Below are 10,623 nucleotides of genomic sequence, written 5' to 3'. Positions count from 1 at the left end.
AACGGGTCCGTCATGATCTTGAACGCGAGCGCCGAGAACGGCTCGTCATCCGAAGGATGACGTTCGGCCTCGTTGTCGTCTTCGTCGTGGCCCTTGTGGGCGTTGTTCACAACAATGCTCACAACACATTTTGCGACATCTGGGACCTTGCGGAGCATGAGGCGTCCACATCATCGCGTAGTGCGATAACGGCCTCAAGCTCAATCAAAGACTCTTTTGCGTCATTCCAAAGGCACGCGGCGTAGTAGACACCGCATTCGGCGACCAGATGATCGGGTATTCTTGGACGCGGCATGGCGGGCCACCTATGCTTAACAGTCCGTACTAAGCATCGGCTACCTGTTCTTTTCGTTTCGAAACGTTTAACTGATGATATTTTTCAGAACGCTGGGTTGTTAATTCCCACGCTTAGAAACTGAAAGGTCCATTGATTAACGCATACGATCGACGCGTTGCCGTCATCTGGCGACGGTCACGGATGACGTCGATCGATCGCACTCCGTGCTAAAGCGATGATATCGAAGTATAGGTTGGTACCGTAAATATCGAACGATGCACACACTCAGCACTTCCCGATATACACGTATTGCTTTTCGTTGAGCGTGGCCACGCTTCGCTCTGCCGACACAACGCGCAGTGGTGAGCGGAGCTCGCTGAAAACGTCAAGTTTTTTGGACTATGCTGGAAGCACCAAACAGGTGGTCCGGCCGATTGTTCCAGCCAGTCCGATCGCGAGACCAAAGCGACGTGTCCGATGAATCGCAGCAGCGAATCATCTCGGCGTGCTCGTAGTTGGCGACGCATCGATCTGCACGGAGCAAGCGCAATGGGTCAGATACGGCGTCCCGTAAAGCAAGTCGCCAAGGCCCCGAAAGTTGACGGTGACATGGGCTCACACTGCGTCGACCCTCTCTCGTTCTCGAAGACGATCCCGCTGCAACGCCATGTCGTACCTGGCGGAAACGAGCCACACCATCGCCGTACCGTGCGACATCGAGCTGGCCATCTGCTGCGATATTTAAACGTTGAGCGAATAGAACTGGCGTTGCAAAAATCATCGATTTGCGATTGTTCTTGGAGAATGATATGCACAATGCAACTGATTGCTGTCAGGCAGGGTCCTCCGGCATAGCGAGACGTACCCTATTGAAGACTTCGCTAAGCGTTGCAATCGTTGGGCTTGCCGCACCCATAGCGCGCGTTGAATCGGCTAGCGCAGCGGCTCTAACGCAGTCCGAGCGAGACAGTTTGACGCCGGACCAAATTATTGAGCACCTAAAACAAGGAAATGAGCGTTTCCGCTCGGGGAAAATGCAGGCTTACGATTATTTAGCGCAGAAGAGAGCGACTGCCGGTGGCCAATATCCGGCCGCAGTGATTCTGAGTTGCATCGACTCACGAGCTCCGGCCGAGATCCTCTTTGACGCGAGAATCGGAGACACCTTCAACGCGCGTATCGCCGGCAACATTGCCAATGACGATCTCATTGGAAGTTTGGAGTTTGCTTGTGCGGCGGCCGGCGCCAAAGTCATTCTGGTGATGGGGCACACCGCGTGCGGAGCCATCAAGGGTGCCATTGATCACGTTGAACTCGGTAACCTGACGGGACTTCTGGCGAAGATCAAGCCCGCTGTGGATGAAACACAGTACGCGGGCGACAGAAGCAGCAAGAATGATGCTTTCGTCGATGCGGTGGCCACCACAAACGTTCGACGCACGATCGACGCAATACGAAGCGGGAGCCCCGTGCTTGCCGCAATGGAGAAGGATGGAAAAATAAAAATGCTGGGGGCGATGTATCACCTGAACGGAGGACGGGTCGAATTCCTGGGCTGAACATAGTGCAAGCGCACGTACTCGCCCTGCGTGAACGCCCCTTGAGATCGTGCGAAGCAGCTCACGGTGGTCGGTGAACCAAAGCACCTTCACACGTTGACGCAGACAAAGGACGGACACGGTGATCGACAAAGCGTTTCGCAAAGCGACCGACGGGATCTCCGACTTCTTCAGACTTGAATCGGCAGGCGGACTGCTGCTGATGGCCGCCGCCGTACTCGCGCTCATTTGCAGCAACTCGCCGCTTCGACACGCTTACGACGATTTGTTGAGGATCCCCGTGGAGGTGCGCTTCGGATCGTTAATCATCGCGAAGCCGTTGTTACTGTGGATCAACGATGGCTTGATGGCGATCTTTTTTCTTCTGGTCGGACTCGAGGTCAAACGCGAGGTCATTGAGGGAGAGCTCTCGACTCCCGCGCAGGTCGTGTTACCTGTGGTCGCAGGAGTCGGCGGAATGGTCGTGCCGGCACTGATTTACTTCCTGGTCAACCGTGGGAACGTCGGCGCCTTGAATGGCTGGGCCATTCCCACCGCCACCGACATCGCATTTGCGCTTGGCATTCTTTCGTTGCTCGGGAACCGGGTGCCGGTGTCGCTGAAAATCTTCCTCACTGCAGTGGCGATCGCCGACGATCTCGGTGCGATCGTGATCATTGCGCTGTTTTACACAGCTGACCTTTCCATCGCGATGCTATTGTCAGCTGCGCTGGCAATTGTGGTGCTGATTGCCCTGAACCTGCTGAAGATCACGCGAATCGGTCCTTACGTTATTGTTGGCGTGATCCTGTGGATTTTCGTGCTTAAGTCCGGCGTTCATGCGACGCTCGCAGGGGTTGCCATCGCTTTCGCCGTGCCGTTGAAGACGAAGGACGCTCAAGGCCAAGCCCCCCTGCACCGGCTTGAAGACAGCCTTCACCCCTGGGTCGCCTTCGGCGTTTTACCGATCTTCGCTTTCGCCAACGCTGGCGTGTCATTCGCTGGTGTGACGCTGACGGCGCTCACAGAGCCACTCCCGCTTGGCATCGCCGAAGGGCTTTTCGTCGGCAAGCTCGTCAGCGTTTTCGGTGCGAGCGCCACGCTGATCAAGCTCCATCTGGCCAGACTCCCTGAGGGCGTCAGCTGGCGCCAGTTGCTGGGCGTCTCCGCGTTGTGCGGCGTGGGCTTTACCATGAGTCTGTTCATCGGCTCCCTCGCTTTCGAAGGCCCTCACTACTTCACGCCCCTCCGGTTAGGGGTGATCGCGGGTTCCGTGCTATCGGGCGTGACCGGATATCTGTTGCTCAGATTCGCTGCCGGTCGACCGGGCACGACCCCACCTCACGAAGCGAACTAATCGATCTCTCACGTGGAGAAGAACATCGTGGGCGTCGACGCACTGGAAACGCTGACGGCTGCTTCTCTGGTACTTCTGGTCGGGCGGCGGCGGAGATTGCGATCGCGTGAGCCACGTTCGGGTTGATTCTTGGAGGGTTGATCGGCGGACCGGTCGCGAAATGTCTGATCACACGCTATGATCTCGCGCCTGACCTGGACTCCGACGTCGTGGACACGACGGGTTTCGAGCAACCGAAGCTGTCCGCCCGATCACATCGGACGCCGTCATCGAGACGGTCGCGCTGATTGCCGTTTGCCTCGCCGTGGACGCCGCGGCCGCATCGCAATTGGCCGGCACAGCGTTCGAGTTTCCCGCCTTTATTTGCGTCTTGTTCGTCGGCGTCGTTCTAAGCAACGGACTCGCCGCTCTTGGCTGGTATAGGATCTTCGAGCGGGCAGTATCGCTGCTCGGCAATGTAAGCCTCGGACTCTTTCTCGCGATCGCATTGATGAGCCTGCGCCTGGGCGATCTCGTCTCGCTCGCACTCCCCCTGTTCGCCATCCTGGTCGCGCAGGCACTGGCGATGGCTGCCTATGCCATCTTCGTTATCTTTCGCGTCATGCGGAGCAACTATGACGCGGCGGTGCTGGCCGCCGGGCACTGCGGTTTCGGTCTCGGGGCTACGCCGACGGCAATCGCTCGCATGCAGGCAATCACCGATCGGTTCGGCCCGTCGCACCTGGCGTTCTTGGTGATGCCAATGGTGGGAGCGTTCTTTATCGATATCGCAAACGCGATCGTCATCAAACTGTTTCTGCTACTGCCGATTTGTCAATAAAGCCGGTCGAGCCGACAGCATGACGAGGCCATTTAGCGTATGCACGATACGTAGTTCTGGTGCGAATCGTGGATAGTGCTCACGGGACCATTGCCCAGATTGACCGCTTTGTGAAAGCCTTTGCCGGCGAACGTGCGTGACCAATACGGACTACCGCCCCCCCAGCCATAGAGACCATCTGAATAACGCGCATCGTTTTTGGGGGCGACGATCGCAACTTGGTTCGCATCGCCAGTATCGCTACCCGTGTTCGCGAAGGCGAACAGCGCCCTCAGTTCATCGACCGTCGGCAGCCGCATGTCACGCTTCGTACAGTGGATCAGCGCGTCGTGGTAGTCGTAGCGCACCACTCGTGATCCGTTGAACGGGTCCGGGGCGCCTTTTGTCGCGCCTCGCGATTTTTTTTCCCACGGATAGGTGTCTGTTGCGGGCCGGCTAAAGCAGGTCTTGTCGCGAGAGAAGTCGGTCGTGCCACCGCCGAACATTGGATACGTCCCGTCGGTCACGCAGACTTCTTCAGTGACGGCCATCGCGTCCGCCCGAGCCGCGGTCGGCGAAAGACCGAAATTCAGAAACGATACTGCGATCGATAGCACACGAGGCAGCGCACATCTCTGATGCCACTTTTCGCTGACGGGAGTCATGACAGTCCGATAAGTGTGTTCGAGATCGATCACGTCGAACGACCCAATTGCGTCACACCAGCCTTCCTCACGCGGAACCTCAGCCAGCCCCTAGATAATTCGAAGACGGACGCATCCTACTGCGTCAACCTAAGCCGAGAAGCGGGGTAAGTAAACGTCTTTTTTCTGTCGAAAGTAGCAGGCGTACGCGCCGGTCGCTCTTCGACCCATCTGAGCCACTCTTACTTCAGTACCGAGCGGCCGTAACGTTGGAGACAACGGTCGCTCCGCAGACTACATGCCCCGTCGACGACCTATTGGCTAGCAGGCGACTCGCTCAACTGTTTGATATCGACGGGCTCCGGACCGCCCCATGGGTACGGCATGACGTAATTCGTAAATAGAAGAATGTTTTTGGTGTCCGGATCATAGACTTCTTGCAGCCCCGTCACTTCAAATTCCACTCCCTTATAGCTCACCCTTGCGGCGGGTGAACTGTTACGCCGCGCCATTCGCGTTTCCGTTGTCGCGTACCACGTTTGCACTCCATCCGGCGAATGTGCATCGATTACAAAAGATCCGCCATCATATGTGCTGTTTAGGCTAGTCAATCCTACGACCTCACCGTGCGCGCCTCTTTGGTATTTTCGCTGAAGGAAGTATGGGAATCGCACGGCACTCTCAGCTCGACCGCTTCTAGGAGGCGCTTCGCCGACGCGAGCTATCGTGACAGACTTCAACTGACCAAAGTACCGTTGAGCATCATTTGAAACACCCCACACATCCATGGGAATGATCTTTATCTCGACACGTTGAAAACCGTGTTGTTTTCTCCGTATGATCTCCTTTAACGCGAGATCGGGGTCAGCTGGGCCGAGATGTTGCTCGGCACGCTCAATTCGGGAGACGACGTTCGTCTTGAGCACCACGGGATAGCCGTCTGTTCTGTCGACCAATAGGTCGAGCCTCTGTGGATTTGCTGCGCTATCCAGTATCCTCAAAAAGCGCGTGTCGAACATTGGCAAGAGGCTTTGCGGCGGCACAGAAAGGTCTTGTGTCGGCGAATCACAGTCCCCTCCAATGTAGTACATCAAAACATACGGTCCCACTGTCACGGTCGTGTAGCCCGTGCCAACGGTGTGCCAGTGCGCGTGAAATCCATCACCGGCTTCGCTCAGATCTTCGGTCTTATTGCATTCGAAGTAACGCTTGAATTCGTAGTCATTGCCGTTCGCCTGAACGACTGTATCTTGCATAAAAACTCTCGTACTACCCGGTACTGGAACGCACCCCGGAAGTAACGTAGCTGCTAAAAGTGCACTCACCACTGATACAAACTTGGGCAAAACAGGTGGATTTCTCACGAGGTCTCCCCGTAGATTATGGATTTATATTCGATTTCTCCTCTACGGATACACCCTGTAGTATTTTCGAGCAATCGTGATCTGTGGTGAATGCGGAGCTCGTTGTTGACGCGACCCGTAGCGCGGCGTCGGCGCGCGTCACTCGGGCGTCGAAATGGGACCCCTACTTGGATCTCGTTCAACGAATAGGCACCCCATGTCGGCCTACGATTCGAAGTGCTTTCGGGGCATCGCGCGACAAGGTCCGACCTGCGATCAGAAACGGACAGTCGCTCAGCGACCACCAACGGCCGCTCATGGCCGATCACTGCCTGACGCGGCGGGCTCACATCGACCCTCAGCGGCCACTTGAGCTGGATTCCCGAGTGGCTGCTCTCAAGCCGAAGGTAGACGGAACTGTCTTGTCACTCCAATATGTTTCGACTATATTGGAAATATGGAAGAAAAAGACATCGTTCACGCCTTAGCGGCGCTCGCCCATGACTTGCGCCTGCGCGTGTTCCGCATGCTGGTCGTTGCCGGTCCAGATGGGCTCACACCCGGCACCATCGCGACACAACTCGACGTGCCCAATGCGACGCTCTCTTTTCACTTGAAGGAGTTGACGAACGCTGGACTGATCACGCAGCGGCGCGACGGACGCACCTTGATCTATCGGGCAGCCTACGAACAAATGAATGCAGTTCTCGGCTTTCTGACCGAGAACTGTTGCCAGGGGCAGCCCTGCGTGAGCCCGAGCGCAGGTTCGTGCCAATGCTGAACGAGAACGTCCCCAACATTTCCGCTGTGCGCCAAAGCGCGTCGAAACCGGGCATCGGCTTCTTCGAGCGCTATCTGACCGTCTGGGTCGCCCTCTGCATCGTTGCGGGCATCCTGCTCGGCCAGACGGTGCCGAGCGTCTTTCAGGCTATCGGACGCATGCAATACGCCCAGGTCAACCTGCCGGTCGGATTGCTGATCTGGGTGATGATTGTGCCGATGCTGATGAAGGTCGATTTCGGCACGCTGCACGAGGTGCGTCAGCACATCAAGGGCATCGGCGTCACGCTCGTGGTCAACTGGCTCGTCAAGCCGTTCACGATGGCGTTCCTCGCGTGGATCTTCATCAAGCACCTCTTTGCGCCGACGCTGCCTGCCGCGCAGCTCGACAGCTATGTGGCCGGGCTTATTTTGCTGGCCGCCGCGCCGTGTACCGCGATGGTGTTCGTCTGGAGCCGTCTGACGGGCGGCGATCCACTCTTTACGCTTTCGCAAGTCGCACTCAACGACGGCATCATGGTGGTCGCGTTCGCGCCGCTCGTTGGCCTGCTGCTCGGCATCTCGGCCATCACGGTGCCCTGGGCGACGCTGCTCACGTCGGTCGCGCTATACATCGTCATCCCGGTGATCCTCGCGCAGACCCTGCGCAAGGTGCTGCTCGCGAGTGGCGAAGCCGCATTCGAAGCGACGATGGCAAAGGTCGGTCCATGGTCGATCACCGCGCTGCTCGCCACGCTGGTGCTCCTTTTCGCCTTCCAAGGCGAGGCGATCCTTAAGCAGCCGCTCGTGATCGTGCTGCTCGCCGTGCCTATCCTGATTCAGGTGTTCTTCAATTCGGCGCTTGCTTATTGGCTCAATCGCGCGGTCGGCGAGAAGCACAACATCGCGTGCCCGTCTGCGCTGATCGGTGCGTCGAACTTCTTCGAGCTGGCCGTCGCCACGGCAATCGGCCTGTTCGGTTTCAACTCCGGCGCGGCGCTTGCGACGGTCGTGGGCGTGCTAATCGAAGTCCCGGTCATGCTGCTCGTGGTGCGTATCGTCAACCGTTCGAAGAACTGGTACGAGTGCGCCTGAACGCTTTAGGAAGCAATGCAATGAGCGAAGTCACTATCTATCACAACCCGGACTGCGGCACCTCGCGTAATACGCTCGCGATGATCCGCAACGCGGGTATCGAACCCATCGTTATCGAATACCTCAAGAACCCGCCGTCGCGTGAGACGCTCGTCGAGCTGATCACGCAATCGGCCCTGAGCGTGCGCGATGTGCTGCGCCAGAATGGAACGCCCTATGCCGAACTGCACCTGGACAACCCGGCACTGACCGACGACCAGTTGCTCGACGCGATGATGGCGCACCCCATTCTTATCAACCGTCCTTTCGTGGTGACATCTATGGGGGTGCGCCTGTGCCGCCCGTCTGAAGTCGTGCTTGACATCCTGCCTGAGGCACAACGCGGAGCGTTCACGAAAGAGGACAGCGAACTGGTTATCGACACGGAGAGCAAGCGTGTCCGCGCCGGTAACTAATATCACCACCGAGCTTCCACAGGTCGATGCAGCGCTGTTCTGCGTGCTCGATATCCAGCGCCTTCAGGCCACGAAGGCGTCCGCGCATGCGCCCCGTATCCTGCTGATCTAGAGGTGGAGAGGTGTAGGGGCCAAGTGCCTCGATCCGAGCGTTGCATGCATCAATGGTGAGCGCGACTGGCCCGAGTCCGAGCTGCCTTTTTCGCGGCGGCGGAACGTCCTGCGATGCCTTTCGTATGACTGCCTTTCTTCGCCGCAGTAGATCGCTCAGATGCGGACCGCCGGCTAGATGCTGTGTGCGCCTGTTTCGACAAGGCTTTCGTAGAGACGCTCTGCGCGCCCTCTCGTTTCAGGGCGCGTGTTGTCGCTGCCGAGCGCTTGGCGTGTGACGTGGCACTCGTTGGCCGATGAGGTTTGCCGCGACCGGCGTCTGAATCTGTCGCCACTTTCTCCCGCGTGGCCTTTGACGCGCCAGCTTTGGGTGCCTTGAGTGCAACACCGGCACGACGGGCTTCTGACAAACCAATTGCGATGGCCTGTCGGGCGGAGCGTGCGCCATGCTTGCCTTGCCTCACGTGCTCAATCTGTTCTCGCACAAACTCGCCCCCTGCGTGCTACCGGATTTTCCTTCGCGCTTGTCTTTCCTCGCGCTCAATCGTTTTGCGTTCGGGCATGACTCCACTCCTCTGGTCGCATATACGTAGCGATGCAGCATGCACCGTACCAGCGGAGATGACGATACGAATGGCCCCGTCGTTGCTGGCTGGGGGTGTTGACCGAATTATCTCGACCTACGACTCCAACGCCTTGAACCCGCACATCGGGGTAAAGGTTGCGCATCGTCGATGCGTGACCTGCGCCGTTCATTGAACACCGCGACGATCTGCTCGATCAAGATTTTCGACCGTCATGCACCTATAACTGCCCGACGACGATCCACTCGACCCACTCATATTGCTCTATATAAAGATACAATACGCATTATCCGACGAGGCGACCCACGGTGGCGAGCATGCCGCACGGCCGAGGCCGGACAAACCGCTCAAAGCGCATAACCTGTCTACGAGGAATCTGCGACACATGGATCTCTGTCTTTTTCTGCAATGGCAACCGAAGCAAGCGCACCCGACACCGGCCGAGCTTGGCACACTGGAAAGCGAAACATTCGTGAAAATCGTCGAGTCTTGGTCGCAGTCGGTCGAGGGACTCGAACGCGCGGTGCTGCACATGCCTGTCGAGGCAACCGACCGCTACCTCAATGACCGTAACGGCCCCGTGCTGACGCTTCAGTGCTATTTCAAAGAGCTCGCCGAACTCGAATATGCGCTGTGCAAGCGCGGCAGCTTCGCCGAGCTGCTCACGACCAATGACTTCGCGGGGCTAAGCGCACACCCGGCACTCGAGATCACCCAACAGGCGATGGCCGTGCGCGCATTCGAACTCGATCGCGGCGCACCCCACGTCGGCGGCACGCGATGCACGTATCAGGTCACATACACGAGCACGAAGGACAACGTCGATGCGTGGCTCGACGACTACCTCGCCCATCATGTGCCGCTTTTGAAGACGCAGCCTGGTTTGCTTGAACTCGAGGTCTATACACGCCTGGACTGGACATCATCGCTCGATTGCCGCCGCGGTGGCGCGGTTCAACGCAACAAGGCCGTGTTCGCCGATCCGAGCGCCCTGTCCTCGGCGCTTCACTCGCCCGTACGCGATGCGCTTCATCGGCATTCGCAAAACGCACCCGATTTACAGGGCGCGAGCACGCATTACCCGATGGAAAGCCGCGTCGTGCATTTCGCGCGCGAGCACGCCTAGCTCGTCGTGTTTTCAGTCGGCCCTTCGAGTAGCAGCAGGATCTTGCGAAGCGCCGACTCCGACTTCACGAGCTCCGCGTCGCCGAGCGGCGCGACCAACTCCGCGAGCCGTGCAATGCGCTCGTCGAGCGCTTCGTCGATGAGCGCGCACCCCGCACGCGTGAGTTCGACACGCACACCGCGACGATCATCGGGATCTGCAAGACGTTTGACGAGGCCCTTTTCCTCAAGCCTGTCGATCAGCGGCGTCATGGCGCCCGAAGTCAGCAACGTACCGTGATTGAGTTCCGACGGCGTCAGCGTTCGGGGATAGGCGCGCCGGAGCGCGCTGAGTGCCTGAAACTGCCCTGCTTTAAGATTGAACCGCGTGCATAACGCAGCGAGTTCTCGCTCAAGAATGCCGCCGATGCGAATGACCCGCATCAGCAACGCGACGTCGTCAAATGGGCGCTGCGTCTTTTGTGTGTTCCATTCCGCCACGGCGGCGTCGACGTAATCGCGCTCTCGCATAGATCAGCTCGTTGTATGTGCAGTGC

The 10,623-nt window shown here is 58.1% G+C and carries 10 protein-coding genes and 2 pseudogenes; 8 read left to right on the top strand and 4 right to left on the bottom strand.

Annotated elements, in window-relative coordinates; genetic code table 11:
- The first annotated feature begins 1,086 nt into the window (after window positions 1-1,086).
- The 3 genes and pseudogenes from D7S86_RS28295 to gltS all read left to right on the top strand — a co-directional run bounded on the left by D7S86_RS28295 (window position 1,087) and on the right by gltS (window position 3,992).
- Entirely contained in the window at window positions 1,087-1,836 is a 750-nt protein-coding gene (locus tag D7S86_RS28295) for a carbonic anhydrase family protein (protein WP_121091475.1), read from the top strand.
- Between the two features lie 121 nt (window positions 1,837-1,957).
- The gene (nhaA, locus tag D7S86_RS28290) at window positions 1,958-3,172 is read left to right on the top strand and encodes a Na+/H+ antiporter NhaA (protein WP_121091471.1); all 1,215 of its coding nucleotides are present in this window, start codon (window positions 1,958-1,960) and stop codon (window positions 3,170-3,172) included.
- Between the two features lie 122 nt (window positions 3,173-3,294).
- Window positions 3,295-3,992 (top strand): annotated as a pseudogene (gene gltS / locus D7S86_RS28285) (sodium/glutamate symporter).
- Between the two features lie 32 nt (window positions 3,993-4,024).
- On the opposite strand, the gene D7S86_RS29350 reads toward gltS, so the two are convergent.
- Both D7S86_RS29350 and D7S86_RS28275 read right to left on the bottom strand, forming a co-directional pair.
- Window positions 4,025-4,636 carry a hypothetical protein gene (locus D7S86_RS29350; RefSeq protein WP_147432515.1) on the bottom strand — a complete coding sequence of 204 codons (612 nt, stop codon included), beginning with the start codon at window positions 4,634-4,636 and terminating at the stop codon, window positions 4,025-4,027.
- 293 nt (window positions 4,637-4,929) lie between these two features.
- On the bottom strand, window positions 4,930-5,871 hold the full coding sequence (locus tag D7S86_RS28275) for a hypothetical protein (protein WP_121091469.1): 942 nt from the start codon (window positions 5,869-5,871) through the stop codon (window positions 4,930-4,932).
- A gap of 544 nt (window positions 5,872-6,415) precedes the next feature.
- Here D7S86_RS28275 and D7S86_RS28270 point away from each other — a divergent pair.
- From D7S86_RS28270 to D7S86_RS30480, 4 genes are read left to right on the top strand one after another with little or no spacing between them, the layout of a single operon-like run.
- On the top strand, window positions 6,416-6,739 hold the full coding sequence (locus tag D7S86_RS28270; RefSeq protein ID WP_121091468.1) for an ArsR/SmtB family transcription factor: 324 nt from the start codon (window positions 6,416-6,418) through the stop codon (window positions 6,737-6,739).
- Window positions 6,733-7,812, top strand: a complete 1,080-nt coding sequence (gene arsB, locus D7S86_RS28265) for an ACR3 family arsenite efflux transporter (protein ID WP_121091467.1) — start codon at window positions 6,733-6,735, stop codon at window positions 7,810-7,812. Before D7S86_RS28270 ends, arsB begins: the two co-directional genes overlap by 7 nt.
- A 20-nt stretch (window positions 7,813-7,832) precedes the next feature.
- Window positions 7,833-8,267 (top strand): arsenate reductase (glutaredoxin), encoded by a 435-nt coding sequence (gene arsC / locus D7S86_RS28260; RefSeq protein WP_121091466.1) that lies wholly within the window; start codon window positions 7,833-7,835, stop codon window positions 8,265-8,267.
- Window positions 8,248-8,379 (top strand): hypothetical protein, encoded by a 132-nt coding sequence (locus tag D7S86_RS30480; RefSeq protein WP_276313565.1) that lies wholly within the window; start codon window positions 8,248-8,250, stop codon window positions 8,377-8,379. Before arsC ends, D7S86_RS30480 begins: the two co-directional genes overlap by 20 nt.
- Window positions 8,380-8,428: 49 nt before the next feature.
- Here D7S86_RS30480 and D7S86_RS30395 read toward each other — a convergent pair.
- Window positions 8,429-8,941, bottom strand: a pseudogene (locus D7S86_RS30395) (DNA-binding protein).
- A 406-nt stretch (window positions 8,942-9,347) separates the two neighbouring features.
- Between D7S86_RS30395 and D7S86_RS28250 the strand changes: the two are divergent.
- A complete protein-coding gene (locus tag D7S86_RS28250) occupies window positions 9,348-10,088 on the top strand; it encodes an ethyl tert-butyl ether degradation protein EthD (RefSeq protein ID WP_121091465.1) in 741 nt (246 codons plus the stop codon).
- Here D7S86_RS28250 and D7S86_RS28245 read toward each other — a convergent pair.
- Entirely contained in the window at window positions 10,085-10,597 is a 513-nt protein-coding gene (locus D7S86_RS28245) for a MarR family winged helix-turn-helix transcriptional regulator (RefSeq protein WP_121091464.1), read from the bottom strand. The two genes, D7S86_RS28250 and D7S86_RS28245, sit on opposite strands and share 4 nt — an antisense overlap.
- Between the last annotated feature and the right edge of the window lie 26 nt (window positions 10,598-10,623).

This window comes from Pararobbsia silviterrae, from assembly GCF_003628125.1.
GTDB lineage: Bacteria > Pseudomonadota > Gammaproteobacteria > Burkholderiales > Burkholderiaceae > Pararobbsia > Pararobbsia silviterrae.
This window is presented reverse-complemented; position numbering and strand designations above follow the sequence as displayed.

What these genes read in the sequence shown, in the direction of transcription:
- D7S86_RS28295 (WP_121091475.1), top strand. Translation starts at nt 1,087, where the DNA reads ATGCACAATGCAACTGATTGCTGTCAGGCAGGGTCCTCCGGCATAGCG.
- D7S86_RS29350 (WP_147432515.1), bottom strand. Translation starts at nt 4,636, where the DNA reads ATGACTCCCGTCAGCGAAAAGTGGCATCAGAGATGTGCGCTGCCTCGT.
- D7S86_RS28275 (WP_121091469.1), bottom strand. Translation starts at nt 5,871, where the DNA reads ATGCAAGATACAGTCGTTCAGGCGAACGGCAATGACTACGAATTCAAG.
- D7S86_RS28270 (WP_121091468.1), top strand. Translation starts at nt 6,416, where the DNA reads ATGGAAGAAAAAGACATCGTTCACGCCTTAGCGGCGCTCGCCCATGAC.
- arsB (WP_121091467.1), top strand. Translation starts at nt 6,733, where the DNA reads ATGCTGAACGAGAACGTCCCCAACATTTCCGCTGTGCGCCAAAGCGCG.
- arsC (WP_121091466.1), top strand. Translation starts at nt 7,833, where the DNA reads ATGAGCGAAGTCACTATCTATCACAACCCGGACTGCGGCACCTCGCGT.
- D7S86_RS28250 (WP_121091465.1), top strand. Translation starts at nt 9,348, where the DNA reads ATGGATCTCTGTCTTTTTCTGCAATGGCAACCGAAGCAAGCGCACCCG.
- D7S86_RS28245 (WP_121091464.1), bottom strand. Translation starts at nt 10,597, where the DNA reads ATGCGAGAGCGCGATTACGTCGACGCCGCCGTGGCGGAATGGAACACA.